The following is a 17,365-nucleotide window of genomic DNA, read 5'->3' as shown; positions in this document are numbered from 1 at the left end:
GGGTTCGTCACTGCTGCGCGCCTCGCCGGGGCCGGGGCGGCACCCGTACGCACGGTCCCCGCGGTACGCGGCGCCGGTGCGCGGTACACGGTGCGCGCCGCACCCACGTGCACCCACATACATGGCAAGGCCAATGATTAGAAACGCTAACAGAAAAATGCAGTCCTGCAAAAATGCATTACTGTAGGGAGGGCTACGGAGAGGAACCGGACGGGGAGCGAGAATGGTCGCCGAGACGGCCGCGGCCGCCACCGGGCTGCGGGAGCGCAAGAAGCTGGAGACCCGCACGGCGCTGCGCCGCGCCGCCGTCCGCCTCTATCTGGAACGCGGGCCCTCCGCGGTGACCGTGCACGACATCTGCGAGGCCGTCGGCATCTCGCCGCGCACGTTCTTCAACTACTTCGACACCAAGGACGACGCGGTCTTCGACTGGGACCACCGCCTCGTCGGCCACCTGCTGGAGCTGCTCGCCGCGCGCCCCGCCGAAGAGGCCCCGCTGGAGGCCCTGCACCGGGCGCTGCGCGCCTCCATCCCGCCGATGGTCGACGACCCCGGCTGGCGCGAGCGCCGCCGGCTGCTGGCCGCGCACCCGGAGCTGGTGCCCAAGCTGCTGCACAGCAACAGCCATCTGGCCGACGCCCTCGCCGAGGGCATCGCGGCACGCACCGGGCTGTCGCCCGACTCCCTGTATCCGCGGCTGGTCGCCGGTGCCGGGATGACCACCGTGCGCACCGCGATCTGGAGCTGGGATCCGGACAGCCCCACCGAGGAGCTGCTGGCCATGCTGGACTCCTGCTGCGAGGCGTTCGCGGCCGGACTGCCCGAGCCGGCCGACGCCCGCGGGCCGGGCCGGATCGCGGCACACGGGCACAAGCCGACCGCGGCACGCGGCCCCGCGCCGCCCGGCGCACCGGACGGCGGAACCGGCGCAGCGGCGGACGAACAGCCGGACGAGCCGGACGAGGCGGACGAGCGGGCGGACCGCAGGACGGACGAGCAGACGGGCGGGGAGTCCGGCGGCCGGGCGGGTCAGCGCCCGTCGAGCGCCTCCCCCAGGTCGTAGCGCACCGGCTGTTCCAGCTGGGCGTAGGTGCAGCTGCCCGGCGTCCGGTCCGGGCGCCAGCGGCGGAAGTGGACGGTGTGCCGGAAGCGGTCGCCCTCCATGTGGTCGTAGGCCACCTCGCACACCCGCTCGGGACGCAGCGGCACCCAGGAGGCGTCCTTCTGCCCGCTCCACCGGCTCGGCGCCCCCGGCATCCGGCCCTCCTCGTGGGCCTGCGCGTCCTCCCACCGCCCCCAGGGGTGGCCCTCGGCCGCCCCGGTACGCAGCGGGGCCAGCTCGCGCATCAGGGCGCGGCGGCGCTCCGCGGGGAACGAGGAGGAGGCGCCCACGTACTGCAACGCGCCCGCGCCGTCGTACAGGCCCAGCAGCAGCGAACCCACCGCGGCGGCGTCCCCGCGGTGCGGCCGCAGCCCGGCCAGGACGCAGTCGGCGGTGCGCTCGTGCTTGATCTTCAGCATCACGCGCTCGCCCGGCCGGTAGGGCAGATCGGGCCGTTTGGCGACGACGCCGTCGAGCCCCGCCCCCTCGAACCGCTCGAACCAGGCGCGGGCCACCTCGATGTCCTCGGTGACCGGGGCCAGGTGCAGCGGCCCGCGCGCCGCGCCCAGGGCCGACTCCAGCAGCTGCCGGCGGGCCGACAGCGGCCGGTCGAGGACGGCCTCGTCGCCCAGCGCCAGCAGGTCGAAGGCCACGAACTCGGCCGGGGTCTCCTCGGCAAGCAGCCGGACCCGGGACGCGGCCGGGTGGATCCGGGCCTGGAGCGCCTCGAAGTCCAGCCGCCCGCCGACCGGGACGACGATCTCCCCGTCGAGCACGCACCGCTCGGGCAGCAGTTCCCGCAGCGCGACGGCCAGTTCGGGGAAGTAGCGCAGCAGGGACTTCCCCGTGCGGCTGCCCAGCTCGATCTCGTCGCCGTCCCGGAAGACCAGACAGCGGAAGCCGTCCCACTTGGCCTCGTACTGCATGCCGTCCGGGATCGTGGCGACGGGCTTGGCCAGCATCGGCTTCACCGGGGGCAGCACAGGAAGATCCACGCCACGATTCTGCGCCCGCCCGTCCGCCTCCGCACGGGCAGCCGCAGGGGCGGCCGGGCGGGCCGCCGGCGGGCTGCGGCACCGGGGACCTTCGGCGACGATGGGGCCATGCTGCTGGCCGACGTCGCCCACACGTCCGCGGAGATCGCCGGGGCGTCCGCGCGCAACCGGAAGGTGGAGCTGCTGGCCGGGCTGTTCCGGCGGGTGGAGCCCTCCCAGGTGCCGGTCGTCGTCACCTATCTGGCCGGGCGGCTGCCGCAGCGCCGCACCGGCGTGGGCTGGAGCGCCCTGCGCGAGCCGCCGCCGCCGGCGGAGGCGCCCACGCTGACCACCGAGGAGGTGGACGAGACGCTCGGCCGGATCGCGGCCGTCTCCGGCAAGGGCGCCCAGGCCGGGCGCCGGCGGCTGCTGGACGGGCTGCTGTCCCGGGCGACCGCCGACGAGCAGCGCTTCCTCGTCCGGCTGATCGGCGGCGAGCTGCGGCAGGGCGCACTGGACGCGCTCGCCGTCGAGGGGCTCGCCCGTGCGGTGGACGCGCCGGCCGCGCAGGTGCGGCGCGCGGTGATGCTGGGCGGCTCGCTGGGCACGGTCGCCGAGGCGGTACTGGCCGAGGGCGCCGGGGCCCTGGACTGGTTCCGGCTCCAGGTGGGGCGGCCGGTGCTGCCGATGCTCGCGCACACCGCGCGGGACGTGGACGAGGCGCTGGACAAGCTCGGCCCGAGCGCGGTCGAGGAGAAACTCGACGGCATCCGGGTGCAGGTGCACAAGGACGGCCGCGACGTGACCGTGTGGACCCGCACCCTGGACGAGATCACCGACCGGCTGCCGGAGGTGGTGGCCGCCGCACGGCACGCCGCCGCCGAGCGTGCCGTGCTCGACGGGGAGGTGATCGCGCTCGGGGACCCCGCCGGGGAGGACGATCCGGACGGGCGGTGGCCGCGGCCGTTCCAGGAGGTGTCCGGCCGGGTCGCCTCCCGGCTGGACGTCGCCGGGGCCAGCAGCGAACTGCCGCTGTCCGCCGTCTTCTTCGACGTGCTGTCCCTGGACGACCGGGACCTGCTGGACCGCCCGGCGGTGGAGCGCCATGCCGCCCTGGCCCGGGTGGTGCCCGAGCGGCAGCGGGTGCGCCGGCTGGTGGTCGCCGACCCCGGCGCGCCGGGCGCACGGGAGGCGGCACGCGAGTTCGCCTCCCGGGTGCTGGCACGCGGGCACGAGGGTGTGGTGGTCAAGGCGCTGGACGCCGGCTACTCGGCGGGGCGGCGCGGGGCCTCGTGGCTGAAGGTGAAGCCCGTGCACACCCTGGATCTGGTGGTGCTGGGCGCCGAGTGGGGGCACGGCCGCCGCTCGGGGCGGCTGTCCAACATCCATCTGGGCGCGCGGCGGGCGGACGGCGGCTTCGCGATGCTCGGCAAGACCTTCAAGGGCATGACGGACGCGCTGCTGGAGTGGCAGACGCGGCGGCTGCGCGAGGTGGCCGAGGCGGAGGAGCCCTGGGGCGTGCGCACCCGGCCCGAACTGGTCGTGGAGATCGCCTTCGACGGGGTGCAGCGCTCGACGCGCTACCCGGAGGGTGTGACGCTGCGCTTCGCACGGGTGCTGCGCTACCGCGAGGACAAACGGCCCGAGGAGGCCGACACGGTGGAGACCGTCACGGGACTGCTGCGCTGACCGCAGAGCCGGGCCGACTCGCGCCCCTCGGCTCCGGGACACCCTCCCGGGAGGTCACCGCCGGGCGGGCACCGGGCGCAGGAGCGCGGGCCAGTCCTGGCCGGCCGCCCAGTCGGTGAAGCTGTGCCAGCCGACTTCGGGGTGGGCGCGGCGCAGCCCGGCGATGTCGACGCCGAGGCCGGCTCCGGCGAGTGCCGCGTCGAGGGAGGCGCGGTCGTCGAAATCGGCGTGGCACTCCGAGGACGAACTGCGGGTGGTCACCCGGCACATGCGACGGGCGTACGAGCTGAGCCACGCGCAGCTGGAGCAGCTGCGCTCCCGGCCCGCGCCGGACTGAGCCGGCCCCCGGAAACCCGGCCGGTCCCCCGCCGGAACGGCCCGCTACGCTGCGGCTCTCGTCCCTTCGGCCGAGGCCGTGGCGTACCAACCGGCCGCCCGGCCGAGGCCGCGGGCCCGCTCCGGCAGGCAGGCTCGGAGCACAACGGTCGGTGAGGGCCGGCCGGAACGGGATCCGAGGAGCATTTCCATGAAGCGCATCGTCATCGCCCTGGCCGCGGCCGCCGTCCTGGCGGTCGGAGCGGTGGGGGCCTGGAACATCCTGGACAACAGCTCGGTCGCCACCGTCGACCAGGCGGACGGCAAGGTGCCGCGGGCCGAGGTGGAGAAGCAGGCCAAGGAGAACTTCGCGCGCCCCTGGGAGGATGCGCCGGAGTCGGTGAGCTGCCCGGACGGGCTGCGCCCGAAGAAGTACGACACCGTGCGCTGCCAGGCCGTCTTCAAGGGCGAGCGCAAGCCGATGCTGGTCTCGGTGACCAAGGTGCGGGGCGACAAGGTCAACTTCGACTACGGCGTGCTGGAGAAGGAGGAGCCGGGCGACGACGAGGGCTCCCGGAAGGCGGCGCACGGCGAGTGACGCGACGCGACCGGGCGGCGCGACCGGGCGGCTGGGCCCGGCAGCGGGGCCCGGCGGAAGCGGCGCGGATCAGCGAGGGATCGGCAGGGCTCCGCGGGGACCAGCGAAGGACCGGCGGGGACCAGCGAAGGACCGGCGGCGCCCAGCGAAGGACCGGCGGCGCCCAGCGAAGGACGGGCGGGGACCAGCGAAGGATCGGCGGGGCCCGGCGGGGATCGGTCAGGAGAGCGGTCCCCGCCGGGCCCCGCCGCAGAACGGTTTCAGCCGTCGCGTACCACACCGCACCGCCAGGCCCAGGCGGCGATCTCCACCCGGTTCCGCAGCTCCAACTTGGCCTGGATGCTGGCGAGATGGCTCTTGACGGTGGACAGGGAGACGTACAGCTCCTCGCAGATCTCCTGGTTGGTCCGGCCGACGGCGACCAGCCGGGCCACATCCAACTCCCGTTCCGTCAACGGGCCCTGGGACGGCTCGTCCTGCCCGGCCGACGGCTGCTCGCCGAGCTGTTCCAGGAGCCGCACGGTCACCGCGGGCGAGACCAGCGCGTCCCCGCGCGCCGCCGCGCGCACCGCCTCCACCAGCAGCCCGGGGCCCGCGTCCTTGAGCAGGAAGCCGCAGGCGCCGCCGCGCAACGCCCCGTAGACGTAGTCGTCCTGGTCGAAGGTGGTCACCACGACCACGCGCAGCGGGTCGGGAGCCCTCGGCCCGGCCAGCAGCCGGGTCACCTCCAGCCCGTCGAGCTTCGGCATCCGGATGTCGACGAGACAGACGTCCGGGCGCAGCCGCCGGGCCAGTTCGACGCACTCGGCACCGTCGGCCGCCTCGCCGACGACCTCGACGCCGGGCTGCGCCTGGAGGATCATCCGGAAGCCGGTGCGCACCATGTCCTGGTCGTCGGCGATCAGGACCCGCAGAGGGCTCGCCGTTTCGTTACCGCCGGTCATGCGGATGATCCTGCCACAGCGTCACGCACCGGGAACTCGGCGGTCAGACGCCAGCCGCCGTCCTCGGCCGGCCCCGCGTGCAGGCGCCCGCCGACGGCCTCGGTGCGCTCGGTCAGCCCGACGAGGCCCAGGCCGCCCCGGCCGCCGAGCGGTTCGGCGTTCGGCTGCGGCTGCCGGGCCGGGGGCGCGTTGTGCACCTCGACCCGCAGCCGCCGCGGCCCCTCCTCCGGGCCTGCCAGATCGAGCCGCACCAGGACCGAGGGGGCTCCCGAGGCGTGCCGGCGCACATTCGTCAGCGCCTCGCGGACGACGTTGCGCACCGAGGTCTCCACCTCGGGGTCGGGCCGCACCTGCCGGGCGCCGGCCGCGACCTGGAGGGTGGCGGGCACATCGCGCTCGGAGAACGCGGCGACCAGCTCGGCGAGTTCGGCGAACAGCTCCCCGGGCCGGACCGCTCCCGTGTCGTCCTCGCGCAGCACCCGGACGAGCTTGCGCATCGACTCCAGCGTCTCGGAGCCGGCCTGCTCGATGCCGCACAGCAGCTGGTCCACCTGCTCGGGCGCCGTCTCGCGGATGGTGCGCGCGGCCTGGGCCTGCACGACGATGCCCGTGACGTGGTGGGCGACGAAGTCGTGCAACTCGCGGGCGAGGGCGAGCCGTTCGTTCTGCCGGACGGCGACCACGGCCCGCCTCCTGCGGCCGTCCAGGACGCGCAGATAGCAGGCGAGCCCGAGGACGCCGCCCACGGCGAGGGTCAGCAGCCACGAGTAGAGGATGTTGTCCGCCACCCGCAGCCGCAGCGGCGCGACGACCACCGCCACCCCCAGCGCCGTGCACAGGGCCGACGCCCGCCACGGCTGCCGCATCTCCCGCGCCGCCCGCCCCAGCAGCAGGAGCAGGCAGAGCGTCTCCAGCAGGCCCCAGCCGGAGAACTCGGGCTCCAGCGCGACGAGATGGGTCGCCGTCATCGCCACGGAGGCGACCACGGCCGCGCCGGCCCGCCAGGGCAGCGCGAGCCGGTCGTCGGGCAGCAGCACCGCGACGCCGGCGACGACGCCGGGGGCCAGCAGCCACCACGCGCCGGGCCCCTGGTAGGCGGAGGACGCCTCGACGCTCACCACGTCGCACACCCACAGCACCGCCATGCTTCCCCAGAGCACGGTCAGGGCGGCACGCCGGGTCAGTGGCCGGCTCGGACGTTGTTCGTTCGTGTCTGTCACTTCTGGCACAACCCGCAGCGTACGGATGTGCCCCGGCCACCGGCTCGGCCGAAAGGACGACGGGAGGGCGCGGGACCGGCCGACCGGCCGAGGCGGGGCCCGGCGCCGGAAGCGGACGGTGGGGGCATGAACCAGTTCCCCTCTCCCCCGCCGGTGCTGAGCGGCACCGGGCTGTGCAAGTCCTTCGGAGCCACCCGCGCGCTGGACGGTGTGGACGTCGCGGTGCACGCGGGCGAATCGCTGGCCGTCATGGGCCCGTCCGGCTCCGGCAAGTCGACGCTGCTGCACTGCCTGGCGAACATCGAGCGCCCGGACAGCGGCGAGGTCCTGCTGGGCGGGGAGCGCATCGACCAGCTGCGCGAACCGGCCCGCAGCGAGCTGCGCCGCACCCGGTTCGGCTTCGTCTTCCAGTTCGGGCAGCTGCTGCCCGAACTGCCGGCCGTGGAGAACGTGGCCCTGCCCCTGATGCTCGGCGGCACCGACCGCCGTACGGCCGTGCAGCGCGCGCGGCAGTGGTTCGCGCCGCTGGGCCTGGCCGGCAAGGAGGACCACCGGCCCGGGGCGCTCTCCGGCGGGCAGGCGCAGCGGGTGGCGCTGGCCCGGGCGCTGGTCGGCGGCGCACAGGTCGTCTTCGCCGACGAGCCGACGGGCGCGCTGGACCAGGCCACCGGGCAGGACGTGATCCGGCTGCTGACGCAGATCACCCGGCAGCAGAACGCGGGCCTGGTCGTGGTCACGCACGACGAGTCGGTGGCCCGCTGGTGCGACCGCACCGTGCGGGTGCGGGACGGCCGGATCGTGCGGGAGACGGCGGAGCCCGGTTCCCCGGCCGGCGCGGGCACCGGAGCGGCACGATGAGGGCGCTGGACCGCACCACCTGGACGCTCACCTGGCGGCTGCTGCGCGGCGGCGGGCGGCACGGGCTGCTCGCCGCCGGGCTGTCCGTCGCCGCCGCCGCGGTCTGCACGACGCTGCTGCTCCTGTGCGTCGGCGCGAACCTCGGCTTCGGTGAGCGGGCCGCGCACGCCGACTGGCGCAGCCCCGTCGAGGCGAAGGGCGACCGGGCGGTGGCCGTCCAGGCGGTGGACACCACCTTCCGGGACGGCGAGCCGGTCACCGTCGTCGATGTGGCCGCGCTGCCGGGCGCGCACGGCTCGGCGCCCGCGCCGCCCGGCATGCCGCGCTTCCCGGCGCCGGGCGAGGTGTGGACCTCGCCCGCGCTCGGCACGCTGCCCGGCGAGGAGACCACGGGCACGCTCGGCCGCGAGGCGCTCTCCCGCCCGGGCGAGAAGGTCGCCGTCGTCGGGCACCGGCCCGGCGATCCCGCGATGACCACCGAGCGCGGCACCGACCCGCGCCGCCCCGGGGACATCGTCACCCCCACACGCGTCGCCGACTTCACCGGCGAGCGCACGGCCGACGGCTACGGCGCGCAGTACCAGGACCTGATGAAGCTCGCCACGGTGCTCGTCGTCGTGCCGCTGCTGGTGCTGGGCGCCTCCTCGGCCCGGCTGTCCGTCTCCCGGCGGGACGCGCGGCTGGCCACCGTCCGGCTGCTGGGCGCGACGCCCGGCCGGATCGCCGGGATGACGGCGGCGGAGGCGCTGCTGACGGGTGCGGCGGGCGCCGTCGTGGGCGCGCTCGGCTATGCGGCGCTGCTGCCGCTGGCCGCCGAGGTGCCTGTGGCGGGCGGGAGTTGGTACACCGCCGACCTGTGGGTGGGGGTGCCCACACTGCTGGCGGTGCTCGCCGGCGTGGTGGCGATGGTGACGGCGAGCGCGCTCGGGGGGCTGCGGCAGGTCGTCGTCGGACCGCTCGGGGTCGTGCAGCGCTCCCGCGCGCCCCGGATGAACATCGTGCGGGCCGCGCTGTTCGTCGCGGTCCTGGTGGGCTACTGGCTGATGTCCCGCGGCAAGGAGCTGGACATCGACATGGTGGTGTACTTCTTCGCCGCCGTCTTCGTCGCCCTGTCCTTCGTCGGCCCCTGGGTGGTCGGCGTGCTGGGCTCCCTCGTCACCGCCGCCGCCCGCCGCCCGGCGACGCTGCTGGCGGGCCGGCGGCTGCTGGACGATCCGAAGTCCGCCTGGCGTGCCGTCTCGGGCCTCACGCTGGCGGGGTTCGTCGCCGGGTTCTTCGTCCTGTTCAGCATCGGCGGCGGCACCCCGTGGGGCGGCCCCGACCGGCTGGCGCTCTCGGTGCCCGGGGACCGGGTCGCCCAGGTGCAGCAGGAGGTCACCGGGCGCCTGGAGCGCGCCGGTATCGACGCGAAGGTCGGCACGGACGACGACTGGGTCGCCACCGGCACCGGCGCACGCGGCGAGCGCCAGGTCACCGCGACGGTCGCCGACCCGGGCCGGCTGGACGCCGCACGCGCGGCGCTCACCGATGTGGTGCCCGGCCGCCGGCCCGTCACGGGCGAGGAAGTCGGCTGGCAGAGGGAGCAGTTCGCCGGGGACTTCCAGAAGGCGACGCTCGGCGTGCTCGGGGCCGGCTTCACCGTCGCCATCGCCTCCGCGGGCATCACGGCCGCCGGCGCCGTCCTGGACCGCCGCCGCACCTACGGCCTGCTGCACCTGGCGGGCACCCCCCTGCGCGCGCTGGACGCCGCCCGCCGCACGGAGTCGCTCCTGCCGGCCGTGGTGCTCACGGGCGCCTCGGTGCTCACCGGGGTGTTCTGCGCGGCACCGCTGACCCTCGCGGGCGGCTCGCCCCAGTTCGACGGGCGCAGCGCCGCCCTGCTGGCGGGCTGCCTGGCCGTCGGCTTCACCGGCCTGGCGGCAGCGAGCGCAGCAAGCCGCCCCCTCCTCCGCACCGTCGCCCACACCGCGGGGCCCCGGCCGGACTGACGGCGCCCCTGTGTGCCGGGCCCCGACCGCACCCGGGGCCCGGCACACGCCGCTTTCCGGGCGGGTTCCACGGCTCGGCCCCGGTCGGCCACCGTCCCGGCGGCGGGGGCGCGGCCATCACCGCACCCGCCGCCCGCGCCCTCGCCCGGTCTCACCCGGGCGGCTCCCGCTCCTGCCGCCGGGCCGTCGTGCGGAAGCCGTTCCGGGATCGCCGGGCGGAGACGGTGCTCGGGTGGTCGGTCCCCAGCAGGCGTGCGGCGTCCTCGGCGACGGTGCTCAACAGGCGGGCGGCGTGGTCGGGTCGGCCGGACTCGCCCAGTGCGCAGGCGTGGTCGTGCCGGGACAGCAGGGTGTCGGGATGGCCGGCGCCCAGGACGTGTGCGCGGTCCTCGGCGACCGCGGCCAGCAGTTGTGCGGCCTCGACGCGGCTGCCGGCCCCGGCGAGGTTGACGGCGTGGCTGTGCCGGGCGCTCAGCGTCCCCGGGTGGGTGGCGCCGAGCAGCCGGGCCCGGTCCTCGGCGAGGCTCCGGAACAGCGCTGCGGCCTCGGCGCAGCGGCCCGACTCGCCGAGGTTGTAGGCGTGGTGGTGCCGGGAGGCGAGGGTCTCGGGGTGCTCGGGGCCCAGCGCCCGTGCCCGGTCCCGGGCCAGTCGGCGGTGGACACGTGCCGCCGCCGTGTGCCGGCCGGCCGCGGCGAGGGCGTAGGCGTGCACATGGCGCACACCGAGCGTGCCGGGGTGCTCGGGGCCGGGGTCGCGCACGTACTCCCCGATGACGCGTTCGAGGAGCGGGACGGCGGCCGTGTGGTCCTCCTGCTCGACGAGGGTGTAGGCCCGCTCCTCGACGGCGTGCAGCTCGGTCTGCGGGAGCCGTGGCGGCGGTCCGGGCAGCCCGCGGCACAGGGCGCTCAGCCGGTCGCGGGCGGCGCGGGCGTGCGGGGGACGGTCGGCGGGGTCCTCCGCCAGCAGGTGCAGGACGAACGTGTCGACGGCGCGGGGCACTCCGGCGCGGTACCGGCCGGGCGGCCCGGGCCGGGTCCGGGCGGGCGGGGACGTCGGCGGCCCGGCGGTGTCCGTGCTTCCGGCGCGGGAGTCGTCGCGCCGCCGTGGGGCGCTGTCCGCTGCGGAGGGCGGGCGTCCGGTCAGCAGAGCGTACAGGAGGCAGCCGAGCGCGTACAGATCGCTGCGGCCGTCCGTCCGGGCGCCCGGCCGGGCCTGCTCGGGGGCCAGGTAGGCGGGGGTTCCGGTGAGCAGTGCCGGGGCGGGGGCGGAGCAGCCGTCGGGGCAGCGGACGGCGAGGCCGAAGTCCGTGAGCAGGGCGCTGCCGAGGTCCGGGTAGGGGTGCGAGAGCAGCACGTTGTCCGGGCTGAGGTCGCGGTGCACGACGCCCGCCTCGTGCACGGCGGTCAGCGCGTCGCAGATCTGCCCGGCCCACTCCAGGGCGCGGGCCACCGGCACCACCGGCGGGCGGCCGATCAGCTCCGCGAGGCTGGGGCCCGGCACGTGCTCCAGCACCAGGTAGGGGACGCCTTCCCGGCCGCCGTCGGCCCCGTCCGGGCCGGGGCCCGGGTGGTGGCCGTAGTCGTGGACGGGGACGATGTGCGGATGGCCGGACAGCTGGGCGCCGAGCACCGCGGCCCGGCGGAAGCGGGCGTGCGCCCGCGCGCGGGCAGCGTCCGTCGAGCCGCCCGCGTACGGCAGCTTGACCGCCACGGTCCGCTCCAGCAGGCCGTCGTGCGCTTCCCACACCTCTGCTGCGCCGCCCGAACCCAGCACGCTCCGCAGCTCGTAGCGCCCGCCGAGCACCGTGCCGCGCATGCCGCCTCCCTGGGGTCGCGCCGTCCCGTCCTCGGACTCCCGTCCCCGGTGTTCACCGGACGGCGCCCGTTCCGAGGAGAGGCCCTAGGTCCGCCCCCGCGTGAGCCGGCCGCGCAGTCGGACGGCACGGCCGTCGGTGAAGGCGGAGAGCAGGCTCACGGCGCGCTGCCGCAGTTCGCCGGCCGTGGTGCCGTCCGGCCGGCCGTCGTCCTGCTCCCGTGCCGCCGCCCAGGCCGCGAGCGCCAGCGCCTCGTTCCAGGAGTCGCCCAGTTCGGCGTGGACGGCCGCGGCCCGGCGCAGGAAGTCGACCGCGTCGTCGGTGCGGTGCATGGCGGTGTAGGTCTCGCCGGTTCCGCGCCAGGCCAGCGCCTCCCGGTTCCGGTTGCCGAGCCGCCGGTGGAGCAGCGCCGAGCGGTGGTAGGAGGCGAGCGCCCCGGCGTGCTCGCCCTCGGCACGCTGTGCGGCGCCGAGGGCGAGCAGCCAGTACCCCTCCAGCGTGTGGTCGCGCAGCTCCAGCGCCAGGTCGACGGCCTCGCTCGCCAGGGCGTGTGCGGCTTCGTGGTCGCCGAGTTCGAGCCGGATCAGGCTCGTGGCGCACAGGGCGTCGCCGAGGTACGCCTTGTCGCCGTGTGCGCGGTGGCCCGCCAGCGCCTGCTCCATGTCGTCGGCGGCCTCCCTGGTCCGGCCGGCGTCGTGCCGTGCCCCGGCGCGGTTCGACAGGGTGAGGTCCACGCTCTGCTGGTCGCCGAGCTGCCGGAAGAGCTGCATGGCCTCGTCGAACCGGGCCTCGGCGCGGTCGAGTTGGCGCCGTTCGAGATGGACGAGGCCGAGCGCGTTGAGGACGTCGGTCTCGCCCCACCGGTCCCCCAGCTCCCGCCGGATGGCGAGGGCCTGTTCGTGGCAGGCGATGGACCGGTCGAGCGCGTTGAGGGAGCGGTGGGCGAAGCCGAGGTAGTGGAGCAGGGTGGCCTCGCCGCTCCGGTCGCCCGCGCGCCGGCTGGAGCTGAGCCCGGCCTCGGCGACACCGATCCACTCCGTCTTGGGCGCCGAGGGGGCACGCGCGTCGAAGAGCACCTCGGCGAGCAGCCGGGCGTGCCGGTCGCATCCGGAGCGTTCGGCGGCGCGGACGACGGGCGGGAAGTTGGCCTGTTCCCGCTCGACCCAGCCGACCGCCGCGTCGTAGTCGGAGAAGGACACGGGCGTGACGCCGTCGGCCGGCGGCCCCGCCCCGACGGGTTCCCTGCCCGGGGAGAGGAGCTCCCGGGCGGCGAGCGCGGTGTGCAGATACCAGTCGAGCAGCCGGCGCAGCGCCGCCGAGCAGTGTTCGGGCTCCTCTTCCTCGCGCGCCAGGTCGGTGGCGTAGGCGCGCAGCAGGTCGTGGAATCCGTACCGGTCGGGCCCCTTCTGCTCCAGCAGATGCGCGCCCACCAGGACGTCCAGCGTCTGGCGCACATGCCGCTCGGTGTCCTCGGCGAGGGCTGCGGCGGCTCCGGTGGCGAACTCGGGGCCGGGGTGCAGGCCCAGCAGCCGGAACAGCCGGGCGGCTTCCGGGGGAAGGGCACGATAGGACCAAGCGAAAACCGTTCGCACCGCCTCAGCCTCAGCGTCGTCGCCCGTGCTCAGCGCGTTCCACAGGGCCGATTCGTCCCGCAGGTCGGCCACCAGCTCGTGCAGACTCGTGTGCGGGTGTGTGGCCGCGCGCTCCGCCGCGACCCGCAGCGCGAGCGGCAACCGGGCGCACAGACCGGCCAGTTCGGCCCAGTGTTCCGGCGATTCCTCGGTACGGTAGCCCGCGGTCACCGCGCGGAGCAAGGAGACCGCCTCGCCCTCCGGGAGCACGCCGAGCGTGATGCGCTGGGCACCGTCCCGCACGGCCAGCCCGGACAGCCGGCCCCGGCTGGTGACCAGGACGGGGCACCCCGGGCTGCCGGGCAGCAGGGGCCGCACCTGGGATTCGGTGGCCGCGTTGTCCAGCACGACCAGCAGCCGGCGGCCGGCCAGCAGCGACCGGTAGAGCCCCGCGGCCTCCTCCGCGCCCGACGGCACGGACCCGGACGGCACACCGAGGCCCAGCAGGAAGCCGTGCAGGGCCTGTTGGGCGGTGACGGGCTCCTGGGGGTCGTAGCCGTGCAGATTGATGTACAGCTGTCCGTCGGGGAACCGGTCGCGCGCACGGTGTGCCCAGCGCAGGGCCAGGGAGGTCTTGCCGGCACCCGGGGTGCCGGCCACCACGCACACGGACGCCTCCGCGGACGGCGTGTCGCGCCCCGGGCCCAGCAGGTCGTCCAACTGCCCGAGCTCCGCGGTGCGGTTGACGAAGTGCCGGGTGTCGTGCGGCAGTTGCCGAGGCCGGGCGGCGCCGTGTCCCGGGGCCCGGCTTCCGCCGTGGAAGTGGATCCCGCCGTCCACATGGCCCGCCTGGACCACGTCGCGTGAGGTGCCGGACAGTTCGGCGTGCGAACTCCCCGGTTCCTGGCCGTGCCCCTGCTCGCCGGACACCCGCTCTCCGTTTCTGGTCGGCAACCCCTGGAAGCGGGGCCGGTCACCCGGGGCCGGTCATCCTGGGCCGGGGATGTCCGGCTTGGCCGCCCGCAGCATGGATCCGGGGATGACGACGAGCCGCTCGTCCGGTGCGATCCGCACATCCGCCGGGAGGCTGCCGGCGTACGCCTCGGTGAGGTCCCTGCCGATCACCGCGACATCGCCGTTGTCGAGTTCCCAGATGTCGGGACAGCGGGATCGGACGTCCGAACTGCCGTCCTCCTTGGCGGACTTGCCGAGCCTGCGGGCGAACGACGCGGTGGGATCGGCTTCCCACGGACGGGGCATCGCCTACCTCCTCCTGGTCCCGGAGACCTCCATCGTAGAGCTCATGTCATGTCCCCGCTATGGACCGCCCGCGCCGGGGAACTCTTCCGCACCTCTTGACGGTCTCAGCGGCCGAAACTTACGTTCTGCGCAACGGAATTCGCTTTCCGTTTCGCGGAACCCTCCCCTTCACCCCCGCACGCCTGCCCTCCCCCTCGCGCACCCCTCCCCACGCCTCCTCTCCCCTCTCCCGGCCCCTCACCACTCCCTTCACCACTCCCTTCACCCCTCCCGCGCCCTCCCGCGCGCCCGCGCCTCCCCCTCCCCCGCCGTCTCCTCTCCCCGGAGCCGCCATGACCGCCGTGGACGACCGGTCGGCCGTGGACAGCGCCGGAGCCACCAGTTCCGGCCTGTACACCTACGACCTCGCACCGACCAGGAAGGAAGGGCGTCGCTGGGGCGCCTACAACGTCTTCACGCTGTGGGCCAACGACGTCCACAGCCTCGGCAACTACTCGTTCGCCATCGGCCTGTTCGCCCTCGGACTGAACGTCTGGGGCATCCTGGCGGCCTTCGCGCTCGCCTCCGTCCTGCTCTTCCTCCTGCTGACCCTCTCCGGGTTCATGGGCCACAGAACAGGCGTCCCCTTCCCCGTGATGAGCCGGATCGCCTTCGGCGTCAAAGGTGCCAAGATCCCGGCCGGCGTACGGGGCGCCGTCGCCATCGCCTGGTTCGGCATCCAGACCTATCTCGCCGCCTCCGTGCTCAGCGCCCTGCTCCTGGCGATGTTCCCCGCGCTGCGCGGACTGGACGACGGCTCCCTGCTGGGCCAGTCCCCGCTGGGCTGGATCACCTTCCTCGCCCTGTGGGGCCTCCAGGTGCTCATCGTGAGCTACGGGATGCAGATGATCCGGCGCTACATGGCCTTCGCCGCGCCCACCACCCTGATCACCATGTGCGCCCTCGCCGCCTGGATGTTCTTCCGCGCCGACGGCTCCATCGCGCTGTCCGTCGACGCACCGCTCAGCGGCGGCGCGATGTGGTTGCAGATCCTCCAGGGCGCCGCGCTGTGGGTGGTGGTCTACGGGACCTTCGTGCTGAACTTCTGCGACTTCACCCGGTCCGCCAGGAGCCGTGCCGCCATCGTCCGCGGCAACGTGATCGGGATCCCGGTGAACATGCTCTTCTTCGCCGTCATCGTGGCCGTGCTCAGCGGGGCCCAGTTCCGGCTCGACGGGCATGTCATCACCAGCCCGACGGACATCGTCCGGACCATCCCGAACATGTTCCTGCTGGCCATCGCCTCGCTCGCGCTCATCGCGCTGACGGTGGCGGTGAATCTGCTGGCCAATTTCGTCGCGCCGATCTACGCGCTGATCGACCTCTTCCCCAGGCGGCTCGACTTCCGCCGGGCCGGGCTGGTGAGCGCGGTGCTCGGGCTGGTGATCACGCCCTGGAACCTCTACGACAATCCCGTCGTCGTCAACTACTTCCTCGGCGGACTCGGCGCCCTGCTCGGGCCGTTGTTCGGCGTGATCATGGCCGACTACTGGCTGCTGCGGAAGGCCCGGGTGAACGTGCCCGACCTCTACACCGAGGACACCGGGGGCGAATACCACTACCGCGGCGGCCGCAACCCGCGGGCCGTCGCCGCCTTCGTGCCCAGCGCCGCCGTCGCCGTCCTCCTCGCCCTGGTGCCGGCCTTCCACGCGGTGGCCGGATTCTCCTGGTTCATCGGCGCCGCCCTCGCGGCCGCCCTGTATCTGCTCGTCGCCGACCGTTCGGCGCCCATCCGCGACGTGGACGGCGAGGAACTCGCCGTCGCCGCCGACTGACCCGTCACGCGTCCCGCGCCCAGGAGGCCCGCCGTGCGCATCCTCGTCGTCAACGTCAACACCAGCCGCTCCGTCACCGAGGCGATCGGCGCCCAGGCCGCGGGCGCGGCCGCGCCGGGAACCGGGATCGTCCCGCTGACACCCGCGTTCGGCCCGGAGTCAGTCGAGGGCAACTACGAGAGCTACCTGGCGGCCGTCGCCGTGATGGAGACCGTCCGCGCCCATCCGGGCCCGTTCGACGCGGTGATCCAGGCCGGCTACGGCGAACACGGCCGCGAGGGGCTCCAGGAGCTGCTCGACGTGCCCGTCGTCGACATCACCGAGGCCGCCGCCGGTACCGCCCTGTTCCTCGGCCGTTCCTACTCCGTGGTGACCAGCCTCGACCGCACGGTCCCGCTGATCGAGGAACGGCTCCGGGCCGCGGGGCTGAGCGAGCGGTGCGCCTCCGTGCGCGCCAGCGGGCTGCCGGTGCTGGAACTGGAGCGGGACGCGGCGGCCGCCGTGGACGCCGTCGCCGAACAGGCCGCGCGGGCCGTCGCCCGGGACGGCGCCGAGGTCGTCTGTCTGGGCTGCGGCGGCATGGCGGGGCTGGCGGCACGCGTCGGCGAGCGGACGGGCGTTCCCGTGGTCGACGGGGTGACCGCCGCGGTGAAGACGGCCGAGTCCCTCGTCTCGCTCGGCCTGTCGACCTCCAAGGTGCGCACCTACGCACCGCCGCGCCCCAAGAGGTTCCTCAACTGGCCGCCGCCGCAGGCCCGGTGAGCCCTACCCGGCCGCCGGGCCCGCGCGCAGGGCGGAGCGGACGCGCTCGGCCGCCCGCTCCGCCTCGGCGTCGTCGGCGTAGGTGTGCCGGGGCCAGAAGAAGCCCCGCAGCCCGTCCTTGCGGTTGCGCGGAACGATGTGCACATGCAGATGCGGCACGGACTGGCTGACGCGGTTGTTCTCCGCGACGAACGAACCGGCCGCCGCCATCCCCCGCTCGACCGCACCGGCGAGCAGCCGCACCGCGCGGAAGTAGGGCCCGACCCGCTCCTCGGGCAGGTCCGTCAGCGTCTCGATGTGCAGCCTGGGGACCACCAGCGTATGGCCGTGGAAGAGCGGCCTCCGGTCCAGGAAGGCAACGGTCTCCTCGTCCTCGTACACCCTGTGCGCCGGCAGCTCTCCCGCCAGGATCCGGCAGAAGACGCACCCGGCGGCCTCCGGCCCCGGCACGGCCGG

15 protein-coding genes are annotated in these 17,365 nt (G+C 75.1%); 7 read left to right on the top strand and 8 right to left on the bottom strand.

Annotated elements, in window-relative coordinates; translation table 11 throughout:
- Positions 1 to 223 precede the first annotated feature (223 nt).
- Positions 224 to 1,063 (top strand): TetR/AcrR family transcriptional regulator, encoded by an 840-nt coding sequence (locus SCA03_RS01030; RefSeq protein WP_086816541.1) that lies wholly within the window; start codon positions 224 to 226, stop codon positions 1,061 to 1,063.
- On the opposite strand, the gene SCA03_RS01025 is transcribed toward SCA03_RS01030, so the two are convergent.
- Complete coding sequence (locus tag SCA03_RS01025; protein WP_086816539.1) at positions 1,030 to 2,097, bottom strand: ATP-dependent DNA ligase; 1,068 nt, start codon at positions 2,095 to 2,097, stop codon at positions 1,030 to 1,032. The two genes, SCA03_RS01030 and SCA03_RS01025, sit on opposite strands and share 34 nt — an antisense overlap.
- Positions 2,098 to 2,205: 108 nt before the next feature.
- Here SCA03_RS01025 and SCA03_RS01020 point away from each other — a divergent pair, with 108 nt between their 5' ends.
- Positions 2,206 to 3,765, top strand: a complete 1,560-nt coding sequence (locus SCA03_RS01020) for an ATP-dependent DNA ligase (protein ID WP_086816537.1) — start codon at positions 2,206 to 2,208, stop codon at positions 3,763 to 3,765.
- A gap of 54 nt (positions 3,766 to 3,819) precedes the next feature.
- Here the strand turns inward: SCA03_RS01020 and SCA03_RS01015 are convergent, their stop codons facing one another.
- Entirely contained in the window at positions 3,820 to 4,026 is a 207-nt protein-coding gene (locus tag SCA03_RS01015) for a hypothetical protein (RefSeq protein WP_086816535.1), read from the bottom strand.
- Between the two features lie 265 nt (positions 4,027 to 4,291).
- On the opposite strand from SCA03_RS01015, the gene SCA03_RS01010 reads away from it, so the two are divergent.
- Positions 4,292 to 4,678, top strand: a complete 387-nt coding sequence (locus SCA03_RS01010) for a DUF4333 domain-containing protein (protein ID WP_037850641.1) — start codon at positions 4,292 to 4,294, stop codon at positions 4,676 to 4,678.
- 260 nt (positions 4,679 to 4,938) lie between these two features.
- Here the strand turns inward: SCA03_RS01010 and SCA03_RS01005 are convergent, their stop codons facing one another.
- Positions 4,939 to 5,622 (bottom strand): response regulator, encoded by a 684-nt coding sequence (locus SCA03_RS01005; RefSeq protein ID WP_030890066.1) that lies wholly within the window; start codon positions 5,620 to 5,622, stop codon positions 4,939 to 4,941.
- Positions 5,619 to 6,851 (bottom strand): sensor histidine kinase, encoded by a 1,233-nt coding sequence (locus SCA03_RS01000; protein WP_230988427.1) that lies wholly within the window; start codon positions 6,849 to 6,851, stop codon positions 5,619 to 5,621. Before SCA03_RS01000 ends, SCA03_RS01005 begins: the two co-directional genes overlap by 4 nt.
- A 117-nt stretch (positions 6,852 to 6,968) precedes the next feature.
- Here SCA03_RS01000 and SCA03_RS00995 point away from each other — a divergent pair, with 117 nt between their 5' ends.
- Together SCA03_RS00995 and SCA03_RS00990 are read left to right on the top strand one after the other, a co-directional pair.
- On the top strand, positions 6,969 to 7,700 hold the full coding sequence (locus tag SCA03_RS00995; protein ID WP_037867044.1) for an ABC transporter ATP-binding protein: 732 nt from the start codon (positions 6,969 to 6,971) through the stop codon (positions 7,698 to 7,700).
- Complete coding sequence (locus SCA03_RS00990) at positions 7,697 to 9,688, top strand: FtsX-like permease family protein (protein ID WP_086816533.1); 1,992 nt, start codon at positions 7,697 to 7,699, stop codon at positions 9,686 to 9,688. Before SCA03_RS00995 ends, SCA03_RS00990 begins: the two co-directional genes overlap by 4 nt.
- 151 nt (positions 9,689 to 9,839) lie before the next feature.
- On the opposite strand, the gene SCA03_RS00985 is transcribed toward SCA03_RS00990, so the two are convergent.
- The 3 genes from SCA03_RS00985 to SCA03_RS00975 form a co-directional block, all read right to left on the bottom strand.
- Positions 9,840 to 11,504 carry a serine/threonine-protein kinase gene (locus SCA03_RS00985; RefSeq protein WP_141275158.1) on the bottom strand — a complete coding sequence of 555 codons (1,665 nt, stop codon included), beginning with the start codon at positions 11,502 to 11,504 and terminating at the stop codon, positions 9,840 to 9,842.
- 84 nt (positions 11,505 to 11,588) lie between these two features.
- Positions 11,589 to 14,003 carry an ATP-binding protein gene (locus SCA03_RS00980; protein ID WP_230988426.1) on the bottom strand — a complete coding sequence of 805 codons (2,415 nt, stop codon included), beginning with the start codon at positions 14,001 to 14,003 and terminating at the stop codon, positions 11,589 to 11,591.
- 57 nt (positions 14,004 to 14,060) lie between these two features.
- On the bottom strand, positions 14,061 to 14,333 hold the full coding sequence (locus SCA03_RS00975) for a hypothetical protein (RefSeq protein ID WP_030890078.1): 273 nt from the start codon (positions 14,331 to 14,333) through the stop codon (positions 14,061 to 14,063).
- Positions 14,334 to 14,665: 332 nt separating this feature from the next.
- Here SCA03_RS00975 and SCA03_RS00970 point away from each other — a divergent pair, with 332 nt between their 5' ends.
- Positions 14,666 to 16,147 carry an NCS1 family nucleobase:cation symporter-1 gene (locus tag SCA03_RS00970; RefSeq protein ID WP_086816849.1) on the top strand — a complete coding sequence of 494 codons (1,482 nt, stop codon included), beginning with the start codon at positions 14,666 to 14,668 and terminating at the stop codon, positions 16,145 to 16,147.
- Positions 16,148 to 16,180: 33 nt separating this feature from the next.
- On the top strand, positions 16,181 to 16,909 hold the full coding sequence (locus SCA03_RS00965) for an aspartate/glutamate racemase family protein (RefSeq protein WP_030878850.1): 729 nt from the start codon (positions 16,181 to 16,183) through the stop codon (positions 16,907 to 16,909).
- Between the two features lie 3 nt (positions 16,910 to 16,912).
- Here the strand turns inward: SCA03_RS00965 and SCA03_RS00960 are convergent, their stop codons facing one another.
- The gene (locus tag SCA03_RS00960; RefSeq protein WP_086816848.1) at positions 16,913 to 17,359 is read right to left on the bottom strand and encodes an HIT family protein; all 447 of its coding nucleotides are present in this window, start codon (positions 17,357 to 17,359) and stop codon (positions 16,913 to 16,915) included.
- Positions 17,360 to 17,365 lie beyond the last annotated feature (6 nt).

Source organism: Streptomyces cacaoi (assembly GCF_006539165.1).
Lineage (GTDB): Bacteria > Actinomycetota > Actinomycetes > Streptomycetales > Streptomycetaceae > Streptomyces > Streptomyces cacaoi.
This window is presented reverse-complemented; position numbering and strand designations above follow the sequence as displayed.

Bases quoted from the DNA above. Each gene is read 5' to 3' on its own strand.
- SCA03_RS00975 (WP_030890078.1), bottom strand. From the start codon at position 14,333: ATGCCCCGTCCGTGGGAAGCCGATCCCACCGCGTCGTTCGCCCGCAGG.
- SCA03_RS00985 (WP_141275158.1), bottom strand. From the start codon at position 11,504: ATGCGCGGCACGGTGCTCGGCGGGCGCTACGAGCTGCGGAGCGTGCTG.
- SCA03_RS01010 (WP_037850641.1), top strand. From the start codon at position 4,292: ATGAAGCGCATCGTCATCGCCCTGGCCGCGGCCGCCGTCCTGGCGGTC.
- SCA03_RS01020 (WP_086816537.1), top strand. From the start codon at position 2,206: ATGCTGCTGGCCGACGTCGCCCACACGTCCGCGGAGATCGCCGGGGCG.
- SCA03_RS00995 (WP_037867044.1), top strand. From the start codon at position 6,969: ATGAACCAGTTCCCCTCTCCCCCGCCGGTGCTGAGCGGCACCGGGCTG.
- SCA03_RS01030 (WP_086816541.1), top strand. From the start codon at position 224: ATGGTCGCCGAGACGGCCGCGGCCGCCACCGGGCTGCGGGAGCGCAAG.
- SCA03_RS00990 (WP_086816533.1), top strand. From the start codon at position 7,697: ATGAGGGCGCTGGACCGCACCACCTGGACGCTCACCTGGCGGCTGCTG.
- SCA03_RS01005 (WP_030890066.1), bottom strand. From the start codon at position 5,622: ATGACCGGCGGTAACGAAACGGCGAGCCCTCTGCGGGTCCTGATCGCC.
- SCA03_RS00970 (WP_086816849.1), top strand. From the start codon at position 14,666: ATGACCGCCGTGGACGACCGGTCGGCCGTGGACAGCGCCGGAGCCACC.